The sequence below is a fragment of the Serratia sp. CY31944 genome, from assembly GCF_052169175.1.
In the GTDB taxonomy this organism is placed as follows: domain Bacteria; phylum Pseudomonadota; class Gammaproteobacteria; order Enterobacterales; family Enterobacteriaceae; genus Serratia; species Serratia sarumanii.
The window spans coordinates 16,644-43,273 of the sequence record NZ_JBJNLG010000022.1; the positions used below are offsets into that span (position 1 = coordinate 16,644).

The 26,630-nt window shown below is 59.6% G+C and carries 26 protein-coding genes; 5 read left to right on the forward strand and 21 right to left on the reverse strand.

Going from position 1 to position 26,630, the window contains the following annotated elements; translation table 11 throughout:
* Positions 1–7: 7 nt before the first annotated feature.
* Positions 8–1,099: a phage tail protein gene (locus tag ACJ8IN_RS20360; RefSeq protein ID WP_308325635.1), complete on the forward strand. Its 1,092-nt coding sequence runs from the start codon at positions 8–10 to the stop codon at positions 1,097–1,099.
* A 92-nt stretch (positions 1,100–1,191) separates the two neighbouring features.
* Here ACJ8IN_RS20360 and ACJ8IN_RS20365 read toward each other — a convergent pair whose 3' ends face one another.
* From ACJ8IN_RS20365 to ACJ8IN_RS20390, 6 genes are read right to left on the reverse strand one after another with little or no spacing between them, the layout of a single operon-like run.
* Positions 1,192–1,683: a phage tail protein gene (locus tag ACJ8IN_RS20365; protein WP_188239911.1), complete on the reverse strand. Its 492-nt coding sequence runs from the start codon at positions 1,681–1,683 to the stop codon at positions 1,192–1,194.
* Positions 1,684–1,696: 13 nt separating this feature from the next.
* Entirely contained in the window at positions 1,697–4,666 is a 2,970-nt protein-coding gene (locus ACJ8IN_RS20370) for a phage tail tape measure protein (RefSeq protein ID WP_308325634.1), read from the reverse strand.
* A complete protein-coding gene (locus ACJ8IN_RS20375) occupies positions 4,656–4,820 on the reverse strand; it encodes a GpE family phage tail protein (protein WP_072055827.1) in 165 nt (54 codons plus the stop codon). The genes ACJ8IN_RS20370 and ACJ8IN_RS20375 overlap by 11 nt, the downstream gene beginning before the upstream one ends.
* 8 nt (positions 4,821–4,828) lie before the next feature.
* Positions 4,829–5,128, reverse strand: coding sequence for a phage tail assembly protein (locus ACJ8IN_RS20380; protein WP_308325633.1), 300 nt, complete (start codon positions 5,126–5,128; stop codon positions 4,829–4,831).
* Positions 5,129–5,186: 58 nt separating this feature from the next.
* Positions 5,187–5,702 (reverse strand): phage major tail tube protein, encoded by a 516-nt coding sequence (locus ACJ8IN_RS20385; RefSeq protein WP_048233361.1) that lies wholly within the window; start codon positions 5,700–5,702, stop codon positions 5,187–5,189.
* Entirely contained in the window at positions 5,703–6,884 is a 1,182-nt protein-coding gene (locus ACJ8IN_RS20390) for a phage tail sheath subtilisin-like domain-containing protein (protein WP_308325632.1), read from the reverse strand. It lies immediately after the preceding gene.
* Positions 6,885–7,035: 151 nt separating this feature from the next.
* Here ACJ8IN_RS20390 and ACJ8IN_RS20395 point away from each other — a divergent pair, with 151 nt between their 5' ends.
* On the forward strand, positions 7,036–8,190 hold the full coding sequence (locus tag ACJ8IN_RS20395) for a phage late control D family protein (protein ID WP_308325631.1): 1,155 nt from the start codon (positions 7,036–7,038) through the stop codon (positions 8,188–8,190).
* A gap of 45 nt (positions 8,191–8,235) precedes the next feature.
* On the forward strand, positions 8,236–8,484 hold the full coding sequence (locus tag ACJ8IN_RS20400) for an ogr/Delta-like zinc finger family protein (protein ID WP_308325630.1): 249 nt from the start codon (positions 8,236–8,238) through the stop codon (positions 8,482–8,484).
* A gap of 176 nt (positions 8,485–8,660) precedes the next feature.
* Here ACJ8IN_RS20400 and ptsG read toward each other — a convergent pair whose 3' ends face one another.
* From ptsG to yceD, 14 genes are all read right to left on the reverse strand, one after another.
* Positions 8,661–10,094 carry a PTS glucose transporter subunit IIBC gene (gene ptsG / locus ACJ8IN_RS20405; RefSeq protein WP_016928184.1) on the reverse strand — a complete coding sequence of 478 codons (1,434 nt, stop codon included), beginning with the start codon at positions 10,092–10,094 and terminating at the stop codon, positions 8,661–8,663.
* A 343-nt stretch (positions 10,095–10,437) separates the two neighbouring features.
* Positions 10,438–11,214 (reverse strand): metal-dependent hydrolase, encoded by a 777-nt coding sequence (locus ACJ8IN_RS20410; RefSeq protein ID WP_016928186.1) that lies wholly within the window; start codon positions 11,212–11,214, stop codon positions 10,438–10,440.
* A gap of 19 nt (positions 11,215–11,233) precedes the next feature.
* The gene (gene holB, locus ACJ8IN_RS20415) at positions 11,234–12,241 is read right to left on the reverse strand and encodes a DNA polymerase III subunit delta' (protein ID WP_033638046.1); all 1,008 of its coding nucleotides are present in this window, start codon (positions 12,239–12,241) and stop codon (positions 11,234–11,236) included.
* Positions 12,241–12,879, reverse strand: coding sequence for a dTMP kinase (gene tmk, locus ACJ8IN_RS20420; RefSeq protein WP_033646442.1), 639 nt, complete (start codon positions 12,877–12,879; stop codon positions 12,241–12,243). The genes holB and tmk overlap by 1 nt, the downstream gene beginning before the upstream one ends.
* A complete protein-coding gene (gene mltG, locus ACJ8IN_RS20425; protein WP_033646443.1) occupies positions 12,869–13,894 on the reverse strand; it encodes an endolytic transglycosylase MltG in 1,026 nt (341 codons plus the stop codon). The genes tmk and mltG overlap by 11 nt, the downstream gene beginning before the upstream one ends.
* Positions 13,895–13,907: 13 nt before the next feature.
* Positions 13,908–14,705: an aminodeoxychorismate lyase gene (pabC, locus tag ACJ8IN_RS20430; protein ID WP_308325629.1), complete on the reverse strand. Its 798-nt coding sequence runs from the start codon at positions 14,703–14,705 to the stop codon at positions 13,908–13,910.
* Positions 14,706–14,849: 144 nt separating this feature from the next.
* Positions 14,850–16,091 carry a beta-ketoacyl-ACP synthase II gene (gene fabF / locus ACJ8IN_RS20435; protein ID WP_033638042.1) on the reverse strand — a complete coding sequence of 414 codons (1,242 nt, stop codon included), beginning with the start codon at positions 16,089–16,091 and terminating at the stop codon, positions 14,850–14,852.
* A gap of 82 nt (positions 16,092–16,173) precedes the next feature.
* The gene (gene acpP, locus ACJ8IN_RS20440) at positions 16,174–16,410 is read right to left on the reverse strand and encodes an acyl carrier protein (protein WP_004719003.1); all 237 of its coding nucleotides are present in this window, start codon (positions 16,408–16,410) and stop codon (positions 16,174–16,176) included.
* Positions 16,411–16,564: 154 nt separating this feature from the next.
* Positions 16,565–17,299, reverse strand: a complete 735-nt coding sequence (gene fabG, locus ACJ8IN_RS20445; RefSeq protein WP_016928193.1) for a 3-oxoacyl-ACP reductase FabG — start codon at positions 17,297–17,299, stop codon at positions 16,565–16,567.
* 11 nt (positions 17,300–17,310) lie between these two features.
* Positions 17,311–18,240, reverse strand: a complete 930-nt coding sequence (gene fabD / locus ACJ8IN_RS20450) for an ACP S-malonyltransferase (protein ID WP_442519519.1) — start codon at positions 18,238–18,240, stop codon at positions 17,311–17,313.
* An 18-nt stretch (positions 18,241–18,258) separates the two neighbouring features.
* Entirely contained in the window at positions 18,259–19,212 is a 954-nt protein-coding gene (locus tag ACJ8IN_RS20455) for a beta-ketoacyl-ACP synthase III (protein ID WP_025302411.1), read from the reverse strand.
* A gap of 6 nt (positions 19,213–19,218) precedes the next feature.
* Complete coding sequence (gene plsX, locus ACJ8IN_RS20460; RefSeq protein WP_103829396.1) at positions 19,219–20,253, reverse strand: phosphate acyltransferase PlsX; 1,035 nt, start codon at positions 20,251–20,253, stop codon at positions 19,219–19,221.
* Between the two features lie 11 nt (positions 20,254–20,264).
* Positions 20,265–20,432 (reverse strand): 50S ribosomal protein L32, encoded by a 168-nt coding sequence (gene rpmF, locus ACJ8IN_RS20465; RefSeq protein WP_004927778.1) that lies wholly within the window; start codon positions 20,430–20,432, stop codon positions 20,265–20,267.
* A 16-nt stretch (positions 20,433–20,448) separates the two neighbouring features.
* Positions 20,449–20,970, reverse strand: coding sequence for a 23S rRNA accumulation protein YceD (gene yceD, locus ACJ8IN_RS20470; protein WP_004927780.1), 522 nt, complete (start codon positions 20,968–20,970; stop codon positions 20,449–20,451).
* Between the two features lie 141 nt (positions 20,971–21,111).
* On the opposite strand from yceD, the gene ACJ8IN_RS20475 reads away from it, so the two are divergent.
* On the forward strand, positions 21,112–21,693 hold the full coding sequence (locus ACJ8IN_RS20475; RefSeq protein WP_052475412.1) for a Maf family protein: 582 nt from the start codon (positions 21,112–21,114) through the stop codon (positions 21,691–21,693).
* Between the two features lie 6 nt (positions 21,694–21,699).
* On the opposite strand, the gene rluC is transcribed toward ACJ8IN_RS20475, so the two are convergent.
* Positions 21,700–22,659, reverse strand: coding sequence for a 23S rRNA pseudouridine(955/2504/2580) synthase RluC (gene rluC, locus ACJ8IN_RS20480; RefSeq protein WP_033646448.1), 960 nt, complete (start codon positions 22,657–22,659; stop codon positions 21,700–21,702).
* 552 nt (positions 22,660–23,211) lie between these two features.
* Between rluC and rne the strand changes: the two genes are divergently transcribed.
* Positions 23,212–26,592 (forward strand): ribonuclease E, encoded by a 3,381-nt coding sequence (gene rne / locus ACJ8IN_RS20485; protein WP_072270428.1) that lies wholly within the window; start codon positions 23,212–23,214, stop codon positions 26,590–26,592.
* The last annotated feature ends 38 nt before the right edge of the window (positions 26,593–26,630 follow it).

Below are 26,630 nucleotides of genomic sequence, written 5' to 3' on the forward strand. Positions count from 1 at the left end.
GGGACGCATGCCGCAGTATATCAGCATCATTACCGATGTCGGCGCGAACAAAATTGCAGCAGCAACGGCAAATGGTGAAAAAATCAATATTGCCCATGCCGCGGTTGGCGATGGGCTTGGCACATCACCGACACCGGAGCCGGGGCAAACGGAATTACTCGGCGAACGGTATAGAACGCCGATTAACGCACTACGGATTGATGACCGCGCCCCTAATCAGATCATCGCAGAAATGACGATACCGGCCGCCGTCGGCGGATTCTGGTGTCGCGAGGCGGGGGTATTTGACGATACCGGCGCACTCATTGCCGTCTGTAATCTGCCGCCGTCGTACAAACCAACGTCGGCAGAAGGTTCCGGCAGAATTCAGACCATCAGAATAGTGATCGCCGTCAGCAGCACTGCGGCCATTCAGCTGATTATCGATCCGACGGTTGTTATGGCCACCGTCGAATATGTGAATAACCAGGTGCGGCAGGCAGTACAGCGTGCAAACGATGCCTACGAGCTGGCGCGCCAGAAGGTCACATTTGATGAAATGTATCCCATCGGTGAAGTGAAGCTTTTCGCGACGTTCCTCAACCCTAACAAGCAGTGGCCCGGCACGCTTTGGTATTACACCGGTGAAAATAAGTCGATCCGAATCGCTAAAGAAGATGGCTCCGATGTGATGGGAACGGGCGGCGCAGATACGGCGACACTGAGTGTCGAGAATATGCCAAAGCACAACCACGGCGTCAGCGGCCAGGTGGGCGAGTTTGACCACGGCACCAGGTGGGCGTCGGAATTTGACCACGGTACGAAATGGACGTCAGAAGGCGGCGAGCACGCGCACCAGGGCGGCATGGTGGCCCCCGGTGAAGCGTGGGATGGCGATTACGTCGTCGGTTCGGACAATGACAGCCACCGCACCCGAAACTGGACAAGTCAGAACGGCAAGCACAGTCACACCGTCGATATTGGCAAGCACAATCACACGGTAGACATTGGTAAGCACAGCCACAGCCTCGAACTGGCGTCTGCCGAGGTCGGCGGCGGCCAGGAATTTAGCATTGTTGAAAGCCACATCAAGCTGATGTGCTGGTATCGCGCCGCATAAAAAAGCCCCTTTCGGGGCTTTTTCTTCTCCTGCAGTACAGCCGGCGCTGTCTATATCTGCCGGTATCGAGTACAGTCAGATCGCGCTATACCTCACCCGAACAGACCGTTTACCGATTTTGTCACCGAGTTGATCGCTTGGCTGGCGCTGGTTCGCAGCTCACCGAGCACGTCACTCGCTGACGTCGTTTGCAGCTTCTCGCGAAAATCGCTGTCGACACGGCTCAGGCTGATGGAGAACTCGATTTTTTTCGGGTTGCCGTAGCGATCAAACTCCGACTTACCACGCTCTAACCGCGTCATCACGTACATGCCGTAAATTCGCCCGTCCCCCTCAATCAGCGGCCATGGCCGACCGGTAAAGCCGATCGTTTCCAGACTCGACAGCGACAGATTGCCGCCGGTGATCTCCGGGTAGAGCACGCCGTCAAGCGTGATACTGTCATCCCCCGCCCCGATATACTGCCAGCCGGCAGACTGGTTAATGCGATCGTTTTTGACGTGGCGCCAGTCCTGCGAATGGCGCAGCTGCTGATACGGTGCCGTGCGCAGCGTAAAAACGAACATCCCGAATACCATCATCATGTTTTGACTCCCGTTAATCTCGATCGCGGAATGACCCGCGGTTGCCCCTGACTGTGCTGGCCATCGCATCGCGCACCGCGCTGCGCACCATCCGTTCCAGCTCCTGATCCGAACGCTGGCCGACGTCGTTAAAGACCAACTGGAAGATGGGGCCACCGCCACCAGGCGCGGACACGGGCGCCATCGCGGCCGGCTGTGACGCCGACGGCACCGAGAGTACCCCGCCGCCGGCAGCGGCCGCCACACGCGGCACCGGTTGCGGCATCACCCGCGCTTCCTGGTACGCCCCACGCAGTGCCAGCGCGCGAGGCAGATTTTTGAAGATGATATCTCCCGGCCCGATGCGTTTGGTGGCGTTGGTATTGTCGGCGGTCGCCTTGGTATTGCCGGCGATCTCGTTCAGGCGGCGTAGCGTGCCCGTGTCGCCAGTCAGTGCCGGGGGTGGCGAGCCGCCCAGCTTCGGATCAACAGTTGCCGGGCCAGTAGGCAGACCGGGGCCGGCCCAGCTCCACCCCTTCTTCACCATTTTTTTCTGCTGCGGATCCCATTCCCACATCGCGGGCTGATTGCGCAGCTCTTCGGCTTTGCGCCTGGCCTGCTCGATGCCATCCGGGATGAGGCCCATTTTCTCCAACAGCCAGCCCACGCCATCCATCAGTTTTGACAGCGGGTACAGCAGCACCTGCAGCGCAGTGCCGAACACTCGCCCGAACGTCTCGCCGGCGCTGGCGCATTTGTCCAGCGTGTCTTTGCTGGTCTGCATCGGCGTAAGCAGCTTGGTGAACCAGTCCCACACGCGGCCGAGGGCGTCACCAATCACGCCAAAGATCGGCGCAATACGGGCAAACGCTTCACGCAGCGGCGCCAGCGCCGTCATGACGCCAGCACCAAAGCCGACAAAGAACGCCTTGATCGGCTCCCAATATTTCCAAATCAGCACGCCGGCCGCGACAAAGGCGGCGCTAATCAACCCGATCGGACTCAGCAGGAACGACAGCACCGCCCCCAGCGCTGAAATAGCACCGGTGAGAATGCCCCATAGTGTTGACAGGCCCGTCAGCCGCAACGCCAATCCCATCACACTACGCACCAATGAACCCAGCGCTGCCGACGGCGCCATAAATACACCCATCAGCATGCTGCGCAGCGGCACCAGCGAACCCAGCAGCCCACGGAAGCCACCGGAGAGCGAAGCCAGCACACGCGACCAGCCGCTAACCCTCGCCATGGCGCTGCCGCCGGCGCCAACGAAGCCCCGCAGTGCGCTAATGGTTCCCATCAGACCGCGCCCGCCCGTCAGCAATGTGAAGCCCAAACGCAGCTTAGCCAGCGGCCCAATCAGCAAGCCGGTCGCCAGGCTGGCGATCCCCAGCACAGCCACCAGGGCGGTGACGGCGCCGGCGGTCAACAGAATGGACTGCGCCAGCCGCGGGTTTTCTTTCACCCACTGGCTCGCGGCGTTGATCGCTTCACTCAGCCCCTGCGTCAGTTTGCGCAGCGGGCCGTCGGCAGTCTCTTCTACCTGAATACGAAAACCTTCCCAGGCGGAGTCCAGCTCCTTCAGGTCGCCGCCGAGGTTATCCGCCATCACCTTGGCGGCCTTCAGCGCCTCACCCTGCGATTTCTTCAGGTCGGCCAGCAACTTCTGCAACTCACCGCTGCCGGCAGATAAAACCAGCGCCTGGAATGACTTCGCGGCTTCCTCGCCCGCGATATCCTTGAAGAACGAGAGTTGATCGGTGGCGCCGTATTTCTTGATCGATTTGTAAAGGTCAGTGAGAACGTCCTCGGCCGGACGCATCTTGCCAGTGGAGTCGGCCACGGTGACGCCCAACTCCTTAAGCGCGTCGTTGGCCTTTTTCGTTGGTGCGGCCAGGCGTGAGAACGTGGTTTGCAACCCAGTACCGGCAATACTGCCGCGCAGGCCCACGTTCGCCATCACGCCGATCATTGCCGTCGTTTGCTCAACGCTGACGCCAAGGTTAGATAACCCCGTACCGGCGTACTTCATCGCCTCGCCGATGTTCTGCAGATCGGTGTTGGTGCGGGTGAATGCCCCCGTCAGCACGTCACTGACGCGATCCATCTCCTTCGGATCGAGGCGGAACTGAGAAAGGATGTTCGAACTGATATCCGCGGACTCACCGAGATCCATCCCGCCGGCCAGCGCCATGTTGAGTACGCCAGGTAACGCGGCCTGAATCGCCTGCGGCGTAAAGCCGGCCATCGCCAGGAACGCCTGCCCGCTGGCGGCGTCGCGGGTGGTAAAGGCCGTTTCGGCGCCGAGCTTTTTCGCCTGGGCGCGCAGGTCGGCCAGTTGTGACGAGCTTTTATCCAGTCGCGTCAGCGCCTGCACGCGCGACATTTCGGCATCGAATCCCACGGCCGGCGCCAGGAAGCGGCCGCCGGTATACCCGGCAACCGATGCCCCGGCAACCATCCCCATGCCGGCGCCGCGCAGTTTGCCGGCGGCATCTTTGGCGCGGGTGTAGCCAGCTTGCGCCTGGGTAACGGCGGCCAGCTGCCGCCGCTCGCGCTCAAGCTGCTGGTTATATTGCTCTGTTCGACGGATGGCGCTTTGTATCGCACCGCTGCCGGCAGACAGATTAATCCCGTGTTGACGTACCGCCTGGGCCGCCTCTCGCAGCTTGGCCGTTTGCTGGCTGTAGGTTTGCGTCAGTCGGGTGAGTTTGCCGCGCAGGTTTTCCAGGTGCGCGGCCTGGGCATCGGTCAGTTGCCCACCCTCTCGAACGGTCTGATTCAGCCCGTTAAACTCGCGCTTCGCACGGTTGATCTTCTGTGCCGTGTCGTTGGCCTGCGAGCGCAGGCGGTCAAAGCTGGCGGCTTGCTTGTCCAGGTCTTTAACGGCGTTTTGCGTTTTCTTGAGGGAGTCAGAAAGACCGCTAACAGCTTTGCTAGCGGCTTTAACCGGGCGGGTGAGCTTGTCGATCGCGTTAAACGCGACGCGAATACTAAGATCCATGGTCATCCTCGTCATCGTCATGGTTGCCGCTGCGGATGGCGGCGCGCTGGCGCCATGCCATCAGCTCGCGCAGCTCCATGCCGTACATCTCGGAGGGCGGCCAGTGAAAAACTACAGCAATGTCAGCGATGAGATCGTCAACGCTGACAAACAGCGGTTCCCTTACTTGTTCCCCGTCTCCGCCACGTTCGGTACGGACGGCGCCGCTTTGGTCAAAAAAGGCGTCATCTCTTCAATGAACGCCACAAAGTCACCGGTATCCAGCGTGGCGATCTCGGCGGCGGTCAGTGCCGGCGCAGTGACGCGCGTTAGCAGCGTTGAAACGGCGTCATAGTCGAAGTTGAGCACGTCGACCAAGCGCAGACCACGCAGCGAGCCGGCCTGCTTGATGGTGTCGGTGATAGAGACGATGGAGATCTCTTTGTCGTTGCGCTTGATCGGTGTGGTGAGCGTTACTGACATGTGCATGTTCTCCTGGCGGCCACGCGTGCCGCCTTCAAAGTAGGTTAAGGGTTAACGATCAGCCGCCGAGGCCGAGGGCTGACACAATGCGATCGGGGTACAGGTTTTTCCCGTCGCGCTTGTAGATGAAGTTCAGCAGGTCAATTTCCAGCAACGCCTTATCATCAACCGACAGCTTGTAGTAGGTGTTCTTGATGGCGTAGGTGTGGTTGGTGTCATCGCCCTGCTTGGCCTCACCCGGATCGATTTCGGTGATGCGGCCGCGCATCTCCACTTCCATCAGCGAACTGGTTCCGCCGCTGTAGATTTCACCGACGAAACGCAGGCGCATTTCGTCGATATCGCCGCCGTACTTGAGGATCAGCTCTTCAACGACGCCGCCGACCACCATCGACGCATCCAGCGCGCCGCCGTCAAGGCCGAGGTCTACCGCTACGGCGCCTTGCATGCCGCCGCCCTGATAGTCCTCCGTCTTACGAGTGACCTTTGGCAAGGTGACGCTGGGGATCTTGCCGATGTGGTTGGTGCCGTCTACATACAGCGTGAACAGCCGGAGCTTTTTAGGGATAGCCACTTATGCCCCTCCCAGCGACGCGAAGGCCGCTTCGTAGTATTGATCGGTGAAGGTCTGGATCATGGTCAGATCTTCGAGTGGCGGCACCGGGCTGTAGTTGTAACGCACCACAACTTTGCCCTGCCGAATGCCGGTTGTCGGGTTATCGACGATATCGAACCAGCACGCGGCGCCAATCAGCCGACCCGCAGTGACCAGCCCCTGCAGCTTGGCATTGATGCCGCTGACCACATCCTTGACGTTTGCCGGCGTAAGCGGACTGTCTACCGTGGTAAATTGCGCCTCCGCGATGGTGTCCGCCAGGATCTGCGCGGTACGGGTGTACACCTCGAAGATGTACTCGTCCTTATCCGTAGTGCGGTTGCCCCAGAAGCGGAAACCGTCACGCTTAATCAGCGTGGTGACTTCGTTGGCGTTTAGCTCGTTGGCGTCGGAGTCCTCCGCCTGCAGCGCCCAAAAGACGTCTTTGGAAATGCCGAGCACGTTGCTGACCGCCACGTTTGACAGCGACTTATGCCAGCCCTGCTCGTTGTCGATCTTCGCACGGAGCCCCAGGGCGTAGGCCACCGCCGGGAACTCTTCGTTCTCGCCGCTCACCGAGTTATAAGCGATGAAGTTCGGCCAAATCAGCATGCCCTCACGCTCGGCAAACTGCTCGCGATAGGTTTTGGCCTCGGCAATGGTCTCGCAGCCGTCGCAATAGCTGTAGGAAAACGCTCGCAGCTGCTTGGCAATCACCCGCAGCTGTGCGGTGACTTCCTGCGTGTCGTACATCGGCACGCCAAGAATGCGCGGCCGGTAGCCGACTTTCTGCTCGGCGGTCAAAAGCGCGAACATGCCGGTATAGCTGCCGTCCGCCTGGGAGCCGCCGATAATCAGCTGCGACTGCGTTTTTGCGCCGTCTTCCGTGCCGGCTGCCGCTACACGTACCACGATCACGCGGGTGCTGACCTGGTCGGAAATGGCCTTCAGGGATTTATAGAGCGAACCGGTTTTACCGGCCTTGCCGAGTACGCTGATTACCCGCGTGATCAGCACCGGCGTATCTAACGGGAAGGTGGTTGCGTCAGCATCATCCGCAACAGCGACCAGACCAATGACCGTTGAGTCAACGTCATTGATCGCAGTCTGCAGGTCGGTGTTTTCCTTGACGCGCGCACCATGGAAGAAATTGTCGGTCATACTGTACCGCCATCATGCTTGTGAGTTCGTGGTGATATTCGCCGAAAAACGCCGGCGCAACACGCGGCGGTGGTTGTCATCCGCCGGCGACAACAACGCGCGGTTTTCCCCGTCGCGCGCGCATGAAACCATCAGCGCCAAAGGGGGAGCCATGGCACTGACTACTGACGCAATCGACAAGGCCAAATCACTGCTGGGTAGCAGCGCCAGCACGTTCAACGATTACCAGGCGGAGCTGTCGCGCGTGCCGGCGTTCAGCGTCATGCTTGGCGGCAAGGAGCTGACCGCACTGGATGAACGCATCTTGTCGCTGGAGATGACCGACAACCGCGGCTTTGAGGCCGACGAGCTGACGATCACCGTGGACGATACTGACGGCCAGCTGCTGCTGCCGCCGCGCGGCGCCGAGGTGTCCGCGTCAATGGGCTGGCACGGTGAAGCGCTGGTTTACAAAGGCATTTTTATCGTCGATGAAGTGGCGCACGCCGGGCCACCTGACACGCTGACGATCACCGCACGCAGCGCTGATTTTCGCGACGAGTTCAACGTCAAGCGCGAAGTGTCCTGGCATGACGTCACCGTAGAGCGGGTGGTGTCAGCGATCGCCAGGCGCTACAACCTGAAGGCCATCATCTCGCAGCAACTGATGAATCTGGAGATCGACCACGCCGACCAGACGCAGGAAAGCGACATGTCCTTCCTGACGCGCATGGCCGAAATGCTGGGCGCCATTGCCACGGTGAAAAATGGCAGCCTGCTGTTTATCCTGCCCGGCGGCGGCGTCAGCGCCAACGGCAAGGCGCTTCCCTCCTTCGCTATCACCCGCAGCAGCGGCGATCGTCACGCCTTCCGCATTGCCGATCGTGATGCCTATACCGGCGTGCGCGCGTACTGGCTCGATCTGGAATTCGGGAAAAAGAAAAAGGTCACGGTGAAGTCCCGCAAGCCGGCGAAAAAGAAAGTGCAGCGCAGCAGCAGCCGCGAGGGTGATTACATCGAGGGGGCCGACGGTAACGTCTATGTCCTGCGCAAAACCTACAATAACGAAACGGCCGCCAAACGTGCCGCGGCTGCAAAATGGCAGCAGCTCAAACGCGGCGCGGCTGAATTTACCCTTACCCTGGCTTATGGCCGCGCCGATTTATACCCGGAGCAGCACGGCACGGTATCGGGATTTAAAACGGATATTGATAATCAGGATTGGATCATCGCCAGGGCAAGCCATTCGATCGACGGGAACGGCTTTACCACGCGGCTGGAACTGGAGGCTAAAATACCTGAATGGATTGCGGAAAGTGAGAAGTGACGGCCATAATAACGGGGAGTTCAACTCCCGCCATGGGAGGCCATCATGTTTGTTTGCCCGATCTGCGGTGCTATGGCCCGCACCCGCACCAGTCGCCGTCTCAGTGAAATGACGATACGCCAATATCATCAGTGTCAGAATTTCGAATGCAGTATCACGTTCACGACGCTAAACAGCGTTGAAAAGCTGGTAACAAAGCGCGGCCCGCGCGAAGAGCTACCGCCCGACTTTATCCCGCAAAACGCCTTCCCCACGTCCCACTATGGGCGTGATCAGCTCAACCTGTCACTGTGAACCGGCCCCGCCTTTGAGCGGGGTTTTTTATCATCTGTTTTCATAGAGATGCCAGACACAGAGCAAATCAGATGGGTAAAAATGTGGTCATTAAAAATATAAAACTTATATTTTTCAATAAAATAAACAACAAAAAAGGGAGGCTTTCGCCTCCCTTGGTAACTCCCCTGCCTGAATCAGTGATTACGGATGTATTCGTCCATATCGGTTTTCAGGTTGTCGGACTTGGTGCCGAAGATGGCCTGCACGCCGGAGCCAGCGACGACTACGCCGGCCGCGCCCAGTTTCTTCAGGCCCGCCTGGTCAACTTTGGACACGTCGGCCACGCTGACGCGCAGACGGGTGATACAAGCATCCAGGTTAGTGATGTTTTCTTTACCGCCGAAGGCCTGAACCAGCGCCGCGGACATTTCGGAACCGCCCTGCGCAGTCTGCTCGGCAGCGGTGTCTTCACGGCCTGGGGTTTTCAGATCCAGCTTGGCGATCAGCACGCGGAAGATGGTGTAGTACACCAGACCGTAGACGATGCCGACGATTGGGAACAGCCAGATTTTGCTGCTGTTGCCGCTCAGTACGATAAAGTCGATCAGGCCGTGCGAGAAGCTGGTGCCATCGCGCATGCCCAACAGGATGCAGATTGGGAACGCCAGGCCGGCCAGGATAGCGTGGATCACGTACAGGATCGGCGCGACGAACATGAAGGAGAACTCGATCGGCTCGGTGATACCGGTCAGGAACGAGGTCAGCGCGGCGGAGATCATGATGCCGCCGACTTTCGCGCGGTTTTCCGGCTTGGCCGAGTGCCAGATGGCGATGGCCGCAGCAGGCAGACCGTACATTTTGAACAGGAAGCCGCCGGACAGTTTGCCCGCGGTAGGGTCGCCCGCCATGTAGCGAGGGATATCACCGTGGAATACCTGGCCCGCCGCGTTGGTGAATTCACCGATTTGCATTTGGAACGGCACGTTCCAGATGTGGTGCAGACCGAATGGCACCAGAGCACGCTCAACCACGCCGTAAATGCCGAAGGCCACGACCGGGTTCTGATAAGCCGCCCACTGCGAGAAGGTCTGGATAGCCGTACCGATCGGCGGCCAGATGAAGGACAGCACTACGCCCAGAACGATCGCCGCCAGACCGGAAATGATCGGCACGAAACGCTTACCGGCAAAGAAGCCCAGGTATTCCGGCAGTTGAATGCGGAAGAAGCGGTTGAACATATAGGCCGCGATGGCGCCGGAGATAATCCCCCCGAGCACACCGGTATCCGCCAGGTGTTTGGCCGCAATCTCTTCAGCCGGCAGGTGCAGCACCAGCGGCGCAACCACCGCCATGGTTTTCACCATGATGCCGTAGGCCACCACCGCCGCCAGCGCGGAAACGCCGTCGTTGTTGGTGAAGCCCAGGGCGACGCCGATGGCGAAAATCAGCGGCATGTTGGCGAAGACCGAACCGCCCGCTTCCGCCATCACGTGGGAGACTACCGCAGGTAGCCAGCTAAAGTTGGCGGAGCCGACGCCCAGCAGGATACCTGCGATAGGCAACACGGACACCGGCAGCATGAGCGATTTACCTACTTTTTGCAGGTTTGCAAATGCGTTCTTGAACATAGTTGAGTGTGCTCCTGAGTAATAATGCTTTGCTACTTCTTGTCGCGATGATTCGCGCTGCAAGGGGGGGAGAAAAACCCCTGCAATTCAGGGTGTCTGAGCACCCCTTGAATTTATTACGCAGAGTAAAATAAATAGCCTGCGCAATGTTTGATGACAATCACGTTTCGATGATCGAGCCGCGGTAACTTTGCATAAACCGGCTGTTTTTTGGCGAAACAGACCAAAAAACACGCATCAATCACCTTGAAACGGGAGGGAACCTTACCCGTTTCAGTGATTAATTACGAGCTTAAAAAAAATTACGCAGACAATGACCTACAGCTATAGCCTAGGTCAAAGATCACAGTTCGAGGTGAAATAAACGTGAAAAGTTGGCGGTGGTGGCTTCGGCCAGTTGTTCCAGGCTGACGCCCTTCAATACCGCCATGTATTCAGCCACATCGCGCACATAGGCGGGTTGGTTTTCTTTGCCGCGATGCGGCACCGGTGCCAGATAAGGCGAGTCGGTTTCCACCAGAATGCGATCCAGCGGCACATAGCGCGCCACCTCGCGCAGCTGTTCGGCGTTGCGGAAGGTGACGATGCCCGAGAAGGAGATGTAGAAGCCCAGATCCAGCAGAGCTTCGGCCGTGGCCAGATCTTCAGTGAAGCAGTGGAGTACGCCGCCGCAGTCCTGTGCGTTCTCTTCACGCAGGATCGCCAGCGTGTCCGCGCGCGCATCGCGAGTGTGGACGATCACCGGCTTGTTCAGATCCCGGCCGATGCGGATATGTTCGCGGAAAGAGTCCTGCTGCAGCTCAAGGTTGTCTTTCTGGTAGAAGTAATCGAGCCCGGTCTCCCCCAGCGCCACCACCTGCTCCGCCGCCGCCAGGCGACGCAGTTCGGCGTAATCATACCCCTCTTCCAGATTGAGCGGATGCACCCCGCAGGAGAAGGCCACGTCGTTGCGCTCGCCGATCAGCTCGGTCATGGAACGGTAACCCGGCAGCGTGGTGGCAACCGCCAGCACATAGCCGACGTCGCGCGCCTTGGCTTTGGCCAGCGCATCGTCCACATTCTGGTGCAGCGTTTGATAATCCAGACTGTCAAGGTGGCAATGAGAATCGACTAACAACATAATTTTTAACTCTTTTACTTTACAGCGAATGAGGTTGGGAATAGCCGGCGGCGCCGAGCATCTGTTCCCAGCGAAGTAACTGTTCGGTCAGCAGCAGCTCACGATTGACGCCCACCACGCTGAGCAGCTGATGGCGGCAGTTCAGCCACTGCTGCACGATCTGCTGCAGCGAGGCGCTGCTCAGCAGGCTGGCCAGTTGATGCACCAGCGGCTGCTGATCCTGATTCAATACATAGTGATGCGCGCCCTGCTGCCACTTCATCGCGTCCACCAGCAACGCGCACAGCCAGTGCAGGCGCTCGGCGACGTCTTCATGGTTCAACACCGGCAGCAGCGACAGCATATCGCGCTGCGGCAGCGCGGCGCTCAACGCGGCGCACAGGGCGCTGCGCTGTTGCCACTGCTGCGGCTGCAACAGCTGTTCGGCGGCCAGCGGCGCACCGTCGTGCAGGCGCAGCGCCGTGAGGCGGTCCGTCTGAGAGCCGGCCGCCTGCCGGCCCAGCCACTGCAGGCTGAGCTGCTCATCCGGGCTGGCCAAATGCCAATACAGGCAACGGCTGCGCAGCGTCGCCATCAGCCGCGACGGCTCACGGCAGCCCAGCAGAAAATAGGTTTTCTCCGGCGGCTCTTCCAGCGTTTTAAGCAGCGCGTTGGCCGCCGCTTCGGTCAGCTGTTCCGCCTGCGGCAGCCAAATCACTTTAGCGCCGCCCTGCTGCGCGTGGGCGTACAGCGTTTCAATCACCTGGCGGATCGGCTCGATGCCCAGGCTGCTCTTGCCCTTTTCCGGCGCCAGCACGTGATAATCCGGGTGGTTTCCCGCCAGCATCAGCCGGCAGCTGTGGCACTCGCCGCAGCTTTTTTCACCGTTGCGCTGCTGGCAGATCAACCAGCGGCTCAGGCCGTAGGCCAGCGCATCATCACCGTTGCCCGCCGCCGCGTGCAGCAGCAGCGCATGATGGCCTCGGCCGTCGGCGTACTGCCCAATCAGCTGGCGATAAGGGCCGTTCAGCCACGGGTACCAGTTCATTATGCGCCTTCCTGCTGCCGCAGCCAGTGGCCGACGCAGTCGCGGATCGCCGCGGTCACCTGCTCCAGCGGCTGGGCGGCGTCGACGGTGACGATGGTTTTATCCTGCGCCGCCAGCTCGAGATAGCGAGCGCGGGTGCGTTCGAAGAACGGCAGCGCCTCCTGTTCGATGCGATCCAGCTGACCGCGCGCCTGCGCGCGTTGCAGGCCGACCAGCGGCGGCAGATCGAGATACACCGTCAGATCCGGGCGAAAATCCCCTAGCACGGTGTCGCGCAGCGAGCTCATCAGCTGCGGATCCACGCCGCGGCCGCCGCCCTGGTAAGCCTGTGAAGAGAGATCGTGGCGATCGCCCACCACCCAGGCGCCGCGCGCCAGGGCCGGTTTGATCACGGTTTCCACCAGCTGCACGCGCGCGGCGTACAGCATCAATACTTCGGCCTTGATGGTCGGCAATTCGCCGTCGATGCCGCGCTTGAACAGATCGCGCAGCTTCTCCGCCAGCGGCGTGCCGCCCGGCTCGCGGGTGAAGACGATGTCGCTGACGCCGTGTTCGCGCAGCACATTGACCACCGTATCGCGCGCGGTGGTTTTACCCGCGCCTTCCAGCCCTTCGATAACAACGAATTTACTTTTCATTCTTTTCCTTTAACGCCTGACGGTACACGCGCACCGCCTGGTTATGGCTCGCCAGATTGGTGGTGAAGGTATGCCCACCCTTGCCGTCGGCGACAAAATAGAGATAAGGCGTTTTGGCCGGATTGGCGGCCGCCTGCAGCGAGGCCTCACCCGGCATGGCGATCGGCGTTGGCGGCAGGCCGGCGATCACATAGGTGTTGTACGGCGTCGGCGTCTCCAGATCCTTGCGCGTGATGTTGCCATTATAGCTTTCGCCCATGCCGTAGATCACCGTCGGATCGGTCTGCAGGCGCATGCCGATGCGCAAGCGGTTGACGAACACCGACGCCACCTTGCTGCGTTCTTCCGGCACCGCGGTCTCTTTCTCGACGATCGAGGCCATGGTCAGCAGCTCTTCCGGCGTTTTATACGGCAGGCTGGTGTCGCGGCCGGCCCAGGCGGCCTGCAGCGCTTTGTTCATGCGCACGTGTGCGCGTTTGAGCAGCGCGATGTCGCTCATGCCGGCGGTATACTGATAGGTATCCGGGTACAAATGCCCTTCCGGCGTTTCTCCCGCAGGAATGCCGAGCGCGGCGGCAATCTCCGCTTCGCTCTTGCCCGCCAGGGTGTGTTTCAGGTATTTGGACTGCTGCAGCACCTGCTGCCAGTCACGCAGGCGTGAGCCTTCGATAAAGCGTGCGGTGAACTGCGCCTCTTTGCCGCTGGCCAACAGTTTCAGCATCTGGCGCACCGTCATGCCCGGCGTGAACCGGTAGGTGCCGGCTTTAAACTCCGCCAGCTCCGGCTCCAGCTTCAGCAGCCACTGGAACCAGCGGCCGTTGCGCACCAGCTTATCGCGCACCAATAGCCCTTCCAGCGCTACCCGACCGGTGCCGGCCGGCAGTTTGAAGATGGTTTCTTGTTGGATAGCCAGTGGCGTATCGGCAAAGCGTTCGATCTTCTGGTAGCCCCAAAACAGCAGCGCCAATACCAGAACAACAATAATAGACAGGACCTTCAGCTTTCTTTTCTTCATCAATCAGCCATGGTTAACAGTGTGGACGCAAAAAATCATACAGCTGGCGCGAAGCATAGCGCCATGATTGCGCAGCGTTTACCGGCAGCAGCGGCATCAGCGCATTGCTCACCAGGACTTCGTCGGCATCGGCCAGCGTCTCCAGCGGTTCACTGACGCACTGCAGACGGTATTCCGAGCACGCCAGCAGCGCGATCACCCGCCGCCGCATCAGGCCCGCGACGCCTGCCTGGCTCAGATCCGGGGTAAATACCGCTTTTCCCTTACGCCAGAACAAATTAGCCGCACAGCATTCCACCAGCATACCGGCAGTGTCAAGCACCAGCGCCTCGTCGGCGGCCGTCTGGTCAAGATGCGCGCGGATCAGCACCTGCTCCAGGCGGTTCAAATGCTTCAACCCCGCCAGCAACGGATTGCGCCCCAGCGCCACCGGGCTGAGCGCAAGCGTGATGCCCTGCTCGCGCCACTGCAAATAGTGCGCAGGGTAGCTGCTGCGGGCGACGATACGCGTCGGGTTTTCGCACCCCGTCGGGCTGTAACCCCACCCGCCGCTGCCGCGCGTCAGTATCGCTTTGACCACGCCGAGCGGAATTGATTCGGCCGCCAGCGCCATCTCCCGCTCGAAAGCCAGCCAATCGGTGGCGGGCAGCATCAGCCGCTGCGCCGCTTGCTGCAGCCGCTCCAGATGCCAGGGCAGCAGCTCGATTTTACCATCGATAACCCGGGCGGTAGTAAAGCAGCCATCGCCGAACTGCAGGCCGCGATCGCTCGGCGCCAGCGCATCGTGGCGTTGTCCGTTAATCCAGTACATGCTTCCTCCTGTTGCCGGGTAATTTCATTACGCTCGCAGAATAGCAGGCGACGAGGCGATACGCAGCCCTGTTGGTGTCCAGACGATAGGCGTAAAAAAGCCCGGTTAAAAAACCGGGCTTTCATCAGCTATCCACAGCGCGAATTACACTCGGCGGAAGATCAGCGAGCCATTGGTGCCGCCGAAGCCGAAGGAGTTACACAGGCTGAACTCCATATCGCTGACCTGGCGCGCTTCGTGAGGCACGAAGTCCAGATCGCAACCTTCATCCGGGTTATCCAGGTTGATGGTTGGCGGTACCGCCTGATCGCGCAGCGCCAGCACGGTGAAGATAGACTCGATCGCGCCTGCCGCACCCAACAGGTGGCCAGTCATCGATTTGGTCGAGCTCACCAGCACGCGCTCTGCATCGGCGCCGAAGACGGATTTCACCGCCTGCGCTTCCGCCTGGTCGCCCGCCGGCGTAGAGGTGCCGTGCGCGTTGATGTAGCCGATTTGTGACGGGGTCACACCGGCGTCAAGCAGGGCATTTTCCATCGCCAGCGCAGCGCCTGCGCCGTTTTCCGGTGGCGACGTCATGTGATAAGCATCGCTGCTCATCCCAAAGCCCACCACTTCGGCGTAGATTTTCGCGCCGCGCTTTTTCGCGTGCTCGTACTCTTCCAGCACCATCATGCCGGCGCCGTCGCCCAGCACAAAGCCGTCGCGGTCTTTATCCCACGGACGGCTCGCCGCCTGCGGGTTGTCATTACGGGTGGACAGGGCGCGCGCTGCGCCAAAGCCGCCGACGCCCAATGGGGTGCTGGCTTTCTCTGCCCCACCGGCCAGCATCACGTCCGCATCATTGTAGGCAATGATACGCGCCGCATGGCCGATGTTGTGCACACCTGAAGTACAGGCGGTGGCGATGGAAATACTTGGGCCACGCATGCCGTACATGATTGTCAGGTGACCGGCAATCATATTCACGATGGTGGATGGCACGAAGAACGGACTGATTTTCCGTGGGCCACCGTTAACCAGTGAACTGTGGTTTTCTTCGATCAAACCCAGGCCGCCGATGCCGGAACCGATCGCGGCTCCAATGCGGCTGGCGTTAGCCTCGGTGATGTCCAGGCCTGCATCCTGCATGGCTTGCATGCCGGCAGCGATACCGTACTGGATAAAGGCGTCCATCTTGCGCGCATCTTTGCGCGAGATGAAATCCTCGGAATTAAAATTCTTTACCAGGCCAGCAAACTTGGTCGCATAGGCAGTGGTATCGAAATGGTCGATCAGGCTGATGCCACTCTGACCGGCAAGAAGAGCGTTCCACGTGGACTCTACCGTATTGCCGACAGGAGACAACATGCCCAGTCCGGTCACAACTACTCGACGCTTAGACACGTTTGTCCTCCAGGGAGGGAAAAATATGACACTAGGGATAGAAAAAACTTAGGCGGTCGAGCGACCGCCTAGATATGTTCTCTTACTGCTGGCTAGCGTTGATGAAATCAATAGCTGCCTGAACAGTAGTGATCTTCTCAGCTTCTTCGTCTGGAATCTCGGTGTCGAATTCTTCTTCCAGTGCCATTACCAGCTCAACGGTGTCAAGAGAATCAGCGCCCAGATCTTCAACGAAAGAAGCGTTGTTCAAAACTTCTTCCTGTTTAACACCCAGTTGCTCAACAATGATTTTCTTAACGCGTTCTTCGATAGTGCTCATACTCTTAAATTTCCTATCAAAACTCGCTTTCGCGATGGTTTTCGTAGTGTATAAAATGCTGAAAAAGATGCAACTAAATCCCGGCTGGTCAAACCACGATTTTACGCTATTTTGCGGTTTTTGCCTCAAATAACGCAAATGGTTTTCACATTTTTTAAATCATGTACATGCCGCCATTGACATGTAACGTTTCACCGGTGATATAGCCGGCCTCATCAGAGGCCAAAAATGCAACAGCGCTGGCGATTTCTTTAGCATCGCCCAGCCGGTTGGCTGGAACTGATGACAAAATGCCTGCGCGTTGATCATCTGTCAACGCCCGTGTCATGTCCGTCTCAATAAAGCCAGGTGCCACGACGTTGACCGTAATGCCACGCGAAGCAACTTCACGTGCCAAAGATTTGCTAAAACCAATCAGACCGGCTTTAGCCGCCGCGTAGTTCGCCTGCCCTGCGTTCCCCATGGTGCCGACAACGGAACCGATGGTGATGATACGGCCAAACCGCTTTTTCATCATAGCGCGCATTACCGCTTTTGACAGGCGGAATACGGAAGTCAGGTTGGTGTCGAGGATATCCTCCCACTCATCATCCTTCATACGCATCAGCAGGTTATCACGCGTGATGCCGGCATTATTCACTAAAATGTCGATTTCGCCAAATTCGGCGCGAATTGATGCCAGCACGCTGTCGATAGATTGCGCATCAACAACGTTCAACATAAACCCTTTGCCGTTTGCGCCCAGGTAGCTGCTGATCGCTTCAGCGCCGCTCTCGCTGGTCGCGGTGCCGATCACTTTGGCGCCGCGTGCCACAAACGTTTCTGCAATAGCTCGGCCAATACCGCGGCTCGCGCCGGTGACCAGAACGATTTTACCTTCGAAGCTCATCATTTTCCTCTTTATTGTTCAAGCGCCGCCGACAGGCTGGCGGTGTCGTTCACCGCCGCAGCCGTCAGGGTGTCAACAATACGTTTAGTCAGACCGGTCAGCACTTTGCCCGGCCCCACTTCCAGCAGCGACGTCACTCCCTGTGCTGCGATAAATTCTACGCTCTCGGTCCAACGCACCGGGCTGTACAGCTGACGCACCAGCGCGCTACGGATCGCTTCCGGATCGTTTTCGGTGCGCACGTCGACGTTGTTCACCACCGGCACCTGCGGCGCATTGAAGGTGATGTCCTGCAGCGCCACGGCCAGCTTGTCGGCGGCCGGTTTCATCAGCGCGCAGTGCGAAGGCACGCTCACCGGCAGCGGCAGCGCGCGCTTGGCGCCTGCGGCTTTACAGGCGGCGCCTGCGCGCTCAACCGCTTCTTTGTTGCCGGCGATGACCACCTGGCCCGGCGAGTTGAAGTTGACCGGAGAAACCACCTGCCCCTGCGCAGACCCTTCACACGCCTTGGCGATCGCGTCGTTGTCCAGACCGATGATGGCGTACATCGCGCCGGTGCCTTCCGGCACCGCTTCCTGCATCAGCTTGCCGCGCAGCTCAACCAGACGGATCGCCGCCTTGAAGTCCAGCACGCCGGCGCAGACCAGCGCCGAGTATTCGCCCAGGCTGTGGCCCGCCATCAGCGCCGGCGCTTTACCGCCCTGCTGTTGCCAAACGCGGAAAATCGCCACCGAGGCGGCCAGCAGAGCCGGTTGGGTCTGCCAGGTTTTGTTCAGCTCTTCCGCCGGGCCTTGCTGCACCAGCTGCCACAGGTCGTACCCCAGGGCGGAAGAGGCTTCGCCGAAGGTTTCTTCGACGATCGGGAACTGTGCGGCCAACTCGGCCAGCATGCCAACGGTCTGCGACCCCTGGCCCGGGAAAACAAAAGCAAATTGCGTCATTTTTTCTTCCTGTCCAAATCAGAAACGAACCAGCGCCGAGCCCCAGGTAAAGCCGCCGCCGAAGGCCTCCAGCAGCACCAGTTGGCCACGCTGAATTCGCCCGTCGCGCACCGCTTCGTCCAGTGCGGAAGGCACCGAGGCGGCAGAGGTGTTGCCGTGACGATCGAGCGTCACCACCACTTTGTCCATCCCCATGCCCAGTTTTTTCGCCGTTGCGCTGATGATGCGCAGGTTGGCCTGGTGCGGCACCAGCCAATCCAGCTCGCTGCGGTCCATGTTGTTGGCCTGCAGCGTCTCGTCGACGATGCGCGCCAGCTCGGTAACCGCAACCTTGAAGACTTCGTTGCCCGCCATGGTGACATAGGCCGGCTTGTCTTGATTCTGGCGATCCTTGTACGGCAGCGTCAGCAGGTTGCCGTAGCTGCCGTCGGCATGCAGATGGGTAGACAGAATGCCCGGCGCTTCAGAAGCCCCCAGCACCACCGCCCCTGCGCCATCGCCAAACAAAATGATGGTGCCGCGATCTTCAGGATCCAGCGTGCGCGACAAGACGTCCGCGCCGATAACCAGCGCATGTTTGACCGCGCCGTTCTTCACGTACTGATCGGCCACGCTGAGCGCATAAGTAAAGCCGGCGCAGGCCGCAGCCAGATCGAACGCCGCGCAGTCTTTGATGCCCAGCATTTGCTGCACCAGGCACGCCGCGCTCGGGAACGCGTGAGTGGTCGTGGTGGTCGCCACGACGATCAGCCCAATGTCTTCTTTAGCCACACCTGCCATTTCCAGCGCTTTCTCAGCGGCCTGGAAGCTCATCGTCGCGACGGTTTCATCCGCAGCGGCGATGCGACGTTCGCGGATACCGGTACGCGTGACGATCCATTCGTCAGAGGTATCCACCATTTTTTCCAAATCAGCATTGGTGCGCACTTGTACGGGCAAATAACTCCCCGTACCGAGAATCTTTGTATACATGTACGATCAGTCACTCTTAGGTAATACAGCCTCAAGGCGCGCAGCAATCCTTTCCGGGACTTGCCGCTGCACCGCCTGCACAGCCTGTTCGATTGCGACTGCAAACGCGTGAGGGTTCGCAGCGCCGTGGCTCTTGACTACGGTGCTGCGCAATCCTAACAGACATGCGCCATTATACTGGTCGGGGTTCAGGTGGCCGAACCGCTTAACCACCCGTTTTTGCAACCAACGGCCCAACAATTTCAGCCACCACGCTCGCTTGTTGCCGTCGCCGGACGATTTCAGCAGCGATAAGAACACCCTGACCACCCCTTCCATGGTTTTCAGGGTGACGTTGCCCACGAAGCCATCGCACACCAACACGTCGGTCTTACCGGTGAGCAGCTCGTTTCCTTCCAGGTAACCAATATAGTTGATTGCCGGAGTATTTTTTAGCACAGCGGCCGCTTCGCGGATATTATCCAGGCCTTTGGTCTCTTCTTCGCCAATATTCAGCAGCGCCACCCGCGGTTGCGCAATGCCGATCACCTCTTCCGCCATCACCGCGCCCATCACGGCAAACTGCACCAGCATGGTGCTGTCGCACTCGACGTTGGCGCCCAAATCCAGCACCACGGTTTTACTGCGTTGCTGATTCGGGATCGCCGTCATCAGCGCCGGGCGCTCGATGCCTTCCAGCGGCTTGACCAACAGCTTCGCCAACCCCATCAGCGCACCGGTATTGCCGGCGCTGACGCAGCCCTGCGCTTTACCGCTGCTGAGCTGCTCGAGCGCAATGCGCATCGACGTGCCGCGGCTGGCGCGTATCGCTTGTGAAGGTTTGGCGTCGCCGGCGATCAGGGACTCGGCGGGCACGACTTGCAGACGCTCCAGAAGAACCGGATCGGCGTGGGCAAGCAAAGGGGAGATGACGTCGGGATTGCCGACCAGCAGGAGATGAAGCTGTAAATTAGAGGCCAGTGCCTGCAACGAAGCAGGCACTGTGACGCAGGGACCGAAGTCCCCGCCCATTGCATCTAACGCCAGGGTTAGACGAGTCAAGGTATCGCTACTTAGCCGATAACCTTGCGACCGCGGTAGAAACCGTCGGCAGTGATGTGGTGACGACGGTGAGTTTCACCGGATACTTTGTCTACAGACAGAGTAGTCGTGGTCAGAGCATCGTGAGAACGACGCATGCCACGCTTGGAACGGGTTGGTTTATTCTGTTGTACGGCCATGGACCTTACTCCTCAATTACTTACGCTTTAAACTGGCTAATACGGCAAACGGATTCGGTTTCTCCGCCTCGGGAGGCAGTTGGCCAAATACCATGTCCGCTTCGGACACTTCACAGTGTTCAGATTCATGTACCGGAACGACAGGCAGTGAAAGAATAATTTCGTCTTCAATCATCGCCAACAGATCGACTTCGCCAAACTCGTCAACTTCGATCGGTTCGTACGCTTCCGGTAATGCCTCAGCCTGCTCATCATTGACGACCGGGCTAAAACAATATGTTGTGTGAACCTGATGTTCGAACGGGACTCCACAGCGTTGGCACATCAACGTTACCGTGACGTCCGCATGCCCTGTTATCACCGCGAGGCGTTGATTGTCGATATTGAACGACAACGACACCTCGACATCACTGTCCACACTGACCACGGAGTCGGCAACACGAGTAACCTGCTCAGGCGCATAGACACCAGCATAGTCCAGGCGTTTCTGAGCGGTACGTACCGCATCAATGGTCAAGGGTAATTTTACCTTTTGCATAGGGCGCGCATATTAACTTTGTAACGACATAGAGTCAAAGAAAAAGGCCGTAAAACGGCTCCTTTCACCAATATTCGCTTCCACAGCGGCCGACAGTTTAAAATGCCATACCCATTTACGCTACGGTTTGCGAAAAAAATTATGCAGAGATTGCTTTTAGCCTCCACCTCACCCTATCGAAAAATGCTGCTGGAGAAGTTACGGCTGCCCTTCGACTGCGCCGCACCCGAGGTGGATGAAACCCCACTGCCGGGCGAAAGCGCCGAAGCGCTGGTGCTGCGCCTGGCGGCAGCGAAGGCTCAGGCGCTGGCCCTCGCCTATCCCGAGCATCTGATCATCGGCTCCGATCAGGTCTGCGTGATCGATGGCAACATCACCGGCAAGCCCCATACCGAGGAAAACGCCCGGGCGCAGCTGCGCCAGGCCAGCGGCCAGGCCGTGACCTTCTATACCGGCCTGGCGCTGTACAACGGCCGCAGCAAGCAGGTGCAGGCCCTGTGCGAGCCGTTCCACGTGCATTTTCGCGCGTTGAGCGAAGCGGAGATCGCCGCCTATGTACGTCTGGAGCAACCGCTGAACTGCGCGGGCAGTTTCAAGAGCGAGGGATTGGGGATCGCGCTGTTCGACAGGTTGGAAGGCCGGGATCCGAACGCCCTGATCGGCCTGCCGTTGATCGCGCTGTTTGAGATGTTGCGGGCTGAAGGCATCAACCCGCTGGTCTGACGCGGATTACTTGGCCACCTGCCGGCGCAGCACCTGCAGGCAGTGGCGCAGCTCTTGGTCCATCGGCGCTTCGATGCGCATCGTTTCGCCGGTGGCCGGATGCTCGAAGCGCAGCGCCGCGGCGTGCAGGAACAACCGCTTCAGGCCGGTACCCGCCAGCTGGCGATCGAACTCGCGGTCGCCATAGCGATCGTCAAAGGCGATTGGATGCCCGGCATGCAGCGTGTGCACGCGGATCTGGTGAGTGCGCCCGGTGATCGGGCTGGCCTTCACCAGGGTGGCGAATTCGTAACGCTCTTCCACCTTGAAGCGGGTTTCCGAAGGCTTGCCTTCGCTGCTGACGCGCACGATGCGCTCACCGCTTTGCAGAATGTTTTTCAGCAGCGGCGCCTGTACGGCCTTGCAGTGGGATTGCCACTGGCCGCGCACCAGCGCCAGATAATCCTTCTGCATGCCCTTCAGCCGCAGCTGTTCATGCAGCGAGCGCAGCGCGGAGCGCTTCTTGGCCACCAGCAGCACGCCGGAGGTATCGCGATCCAGACGGTGCACCAGCTCGAGGAAGCGGGCTTCCGGGCGCAGCGCGCGCAGCCCTTCGATCACGCCGAAGCTCAGGCCGCTGCCGCCGTGCACCGCGGTGCCGGAAGGCTTGTTGAGGATCAGCAGGTGGTCGTCTTCATACAGAATGCAATCGGCCAGCGCAGCTACCTTATCCAGCTTGGCCGACACCGGCGTCTCTTCGCGCTCGGCCACCCGCACCGGCGGCACGCGCACCACGTCGCCGGCCGCCAATTTGTATTCGACCTTGATGCGCCCTTTATTGACCCGCACCTCGCCCTTACGCACGATGCGATAAATCATGCTCTTCGGCACGCCTTTCAGGCGAGCGAGCAGAAAGTTGTCGATTCTCTGACCGGCTTCGTCGTCGGAAATCGTGATGAATTGTACTGCTGGATTGTTCGTTTTCATGGTGCGGGATTCTAAATAGAGCGCGTGAATAGCGCCACATCTTTTTCTGTGCTTAACTGTCTCTCTGACGGCGGGCGAAACCCCAGCGGACAATAAGGCAGCAAGCCGGTTTGAACGTTTGCGATTTCTTCCGCAGTTAAGGAAAAGTCACCTTGCTATAACGGCATCAGCAGTGGAATAATGCAGTCACTTTCCGCGTTGATTCTCGTTAAACAGGGAAAACGGTGGAATTATAAAATTTGTCTGATCGCGCAAAAACGCAGCAATGGCGTAAGACGTAATGCGAAATCAAACAATTAGCGGGCTGCGGGTTGCAGCTTGGCCGGCAAATGGAATCAGATCTGTCGACGTAAATCAGAGGCTATTCCCCTAGTAAAAGTGCTGTCTTTCACAAAGAAAAGCAGGCTTACCGAGATAATGCGCCCCTATGCAGGCGACAACCGTGAGGTTGACGGCTTTGCGAGAAGACACGGGGCTTTCGGTTTAACTCCGGCCATGAGGTTATTTTGCCCGCAGCTTTGTCGATAATGTAAAAATAACGAGTAAGTTAAGATGAAAAGAATGTTGATTAACGCAACTCAGCAGGAAGAGTTGCGTGTTGCCCTCGTAGATGGACAGCGGCTGTATGATTTGGATATCGAAAGTCCGGGTCATGAGCAGAAAAAAGCGAATATTTACAAAGGCAAAATCACCCGCATTGAACCAAGTCTTGAAGCAGCGTTCGTGGACTACGGCGCAGAACGACATGGTTTCCTCCCTCTTAAAGAAATCGCCCGCGAATACTTCCCTAGCAATTACTCTTCCCATGGCCGCCCGAACATCAAAGATGTGCTGCGCGAAGGCCAGGAAGTCATCGTTCAGGTAGACAAAGAAGAACGTGGCAACAAAGGCGCCGCCTTGACCACCTTCATCAGTCTCGCGGGCAGTTATCTGGTGCTGATGCCGAACAACCCGCGCGCCGGCGGTATTTCCCGCCGCATCGAGGGTGACGATCGCACCGAGCTGAAAGAAGCGCTCTCCTCGCTGCAACTGCCGGACGGCATGGGCCTGATCGTTCGCACCGCGGGCGTAGGCAAATCCGCCGACGCACTGCAGTGGGATCTCTCCTTCCGCCTGAAGCACTGGGAAGCGATTAAAAAAGCCGCCGAAGGCCGCCCCGCTCCGTTCCTGATCCACCAGGAAAGCAACGTTATCGTGCGCGCCTTCCGCGATTACCTGCGCCCGGACATCGGCGAAATCCTGATCGACAACCCGAAAATTCTCGATCTGGCCAAAGAGCACATCGCTGCGCTGGGCCGCCCGGATTTCAGCAGCAAAATCAAACTGTACAGCGGTGAAATCCCTCTGTTCAGCCACTACCAGATCGAATCGCAGATCGAATCCGCCTTCCAGCGTGAAGTGCGCCTGCCGTCCGGCGGCTCGATCGTCATCGACAGCACCGAAGCGCTGACCGCCATCGACATCAACTCCGCCCGCGCCACCCGCGGCGGCGACATCGAAGAGACGGCGTTCAACACCAACCTGGAAGCGGCGGACGAGATCGCTCGCCAGCTGCGCCTGCGTGACCTTGGCGGTCTGATCGTCATCGACTTCATCGACATGACGCCGGTTCGCCACCAGCGCGAAGTGGAAAACCGCCTGCGCGATGCCGTGCGCCAAGACCGCGCGCGCATCCAGATCGGCCGCATTTCCCGTTTCGGCCTGCTGGAAATGTCCCGTCAGCGCCTCAGCCCGTCGCTGGGCGAGTCCAGCCACCACGTGTGCCCACGCTGTAACGGCACCGGCACCATTCGCGACAACGAATCGCTGGCGCTGTCCATCCTGCGCCTGATCGAAGAAGAAGCGCTGAAGGAAAACACCAAAGAAGTTCACGCTATCGTGCCGGTTCAGGTTGCTTCGTACCTGCTGAACGAAAAGCGCGAGTCCGTCAGCGCGATCGAAAAACGTCAGGGTGGCGTGAAAGCCGTCATCGTGCCTAACGATGAAATGCAAACCCCGCACTACTCGGTGCTGCGCGTGCGCAAGGGCGAGGAAACCTCTACCCTCAGCTACCTGCTGCCGAAACTGCATGAAGAAGACATGGAGCGTCCGCTGGAAGATGCGCCGATGGAACGCAAGCGTCCGGAGCAACCGGCCCTGGCTTCCTTCTCCCTGTCCGCCGATGCGCCACCGCCGGCTGAAGAACCTGTCGCCGTGGCCAAGCCTGCCGCTGCCGCCGCCAAAGCTAAAGCCGCAGCGCCGGCCGCCGCCAAGCCGGGCTTCCTGGGCCGCCTGTTCGGTGGTCTGAAGAGCCTGTTCGCCGGTGAGGAACAACCTGCCGTCGAAGAAACCAAACCGGCCGAAACGCCGAAGGCGGAAAGCAACGGTGAAAACCGTCGTCAGGATCGTCGCGGTCAGCGTCGCCAAGGCACCGGCCGTAAAGAGCGCGGTGAGCGTGGCGACCGTCCGGAACGCGGCGAGCGTAAAGAGCGCGGTGAAGGCCGTGACAATCGCGAGCGCGACAACCGTGAGCCGCGTGAGAACCGCGAAGGCCGTGAATCGCGTGAATCCCGCGATGAACAGCGCCGTAACCGCCGCAACCAGCAGCAGAACGCGCCGGTAGCGGAGGAAACCGCCTCGGAAGACAGCGCTAAAGCGCCGCGCGAAGATCAGCAGCAACGCCGTGAGCAGCGTGCTGAACGCCAGCGTCGTCGTCAGGAAGAAAAACGTCAGGCTCAGCAGGAAGTGAAAGCGCTGGAAAGCGTTGAAGCTGTCGAGAGCACCGACGAAGAGCAGGAAGAACGCCAGCAGCAGAACATGCAGCGCCGCCAGCGCCGCCCTCTGTCGCAGAAAGTGCGTATCCTGTCTGCGGAAGAAGAACTGCAGCGTGCAGCGGAAGAGTTGTTGGCGCCGAAAGCGCCGGTAGCGAAAGCCGAAGTCGCGCAGCCGACCGCCGACGACAGCGTCAAGCTGCTGCCGGAAACCGTTGCCGCTCAGCCGGAAGACGATGCCCAGGGCGAAAACCGTGGCAACGGCGAAGGCATGCCGCGCCGTTCCCGTCGTTCACCGCGCCACCTGCGCGTCAGCGGCCAGCGTCGCCGTCGTTACCGCGATGAGCGTTACCCGCTGCAGTCCCCAATGCCGCTGGCGGGCGCGTTCGCTTCGCCGGAAATGGCATCGGGCAAAGTCTGGGTAAGCTACCCGGTTGCTCAGGTTGAAGAAGCCGAAGTGCAGGCCGAAGCCGTAGAAGTAGAACAGGCAGCGGCACCGGTTGTCGCCGCAGCGGTTGAACAGCACAGCGTTGCCGTGGAAGAAACTCAGGCTGCGGCCAGCGTCAACGAGCCGGCACCAGAAGCCGCCGTTGAAACTGCGGCCGTTACCGTAACGGAAGAAGCTGCAGCCGTAGCGCCTGTCGTTGCCACCCCGGCCGAGGAAACCCCGGCGCCGGTGGAAGCCGCGCCGGCACCTGCCGCAGTTGAAGAACCGAAAGCGGAAGAGACTGCCCCGGCAGTGGAAGCCGAGCCGGTAGCTGAAACCGTTGCGGCAGAACCTGTGGTTGAAGCCAAGCCGGTGGAAGACGAGCCTGTGGTCGACGCTGCGCCGGCAGAAGCTGCGCAAGCGGAAGAAACGCCAGTGGCAGAAGCAGCGCCTGCGCCAGCCGCCGTGGAAGCCGCTCCGGTCGAAAAAGCCCCGGCGCCAATCGCCGCAGAACCTGCGCCTGTGGTTGCTCAGCAGCCGGCACCGGTGAAAGCCGTGCAGGACGTACTGTACAAACACATCGCCACTGCGCCGATGACCAAAGCGCCTGCGCCGGCCTACGTGCCGGAAGAACGCAAGCACAGCGACTGGCAGCGCCCTTCCTTCAACTTTGAAGGCAAAGGCTCGGCAGGCGGCCATTCGGCGGTGAGCCAGGCCACCGCGCCGGCCACCAAGCCGCAGCCGGTTAACGAATAAGTTAATCTGCAGCCCTAAAAAAACCCGCCATCGGCGGG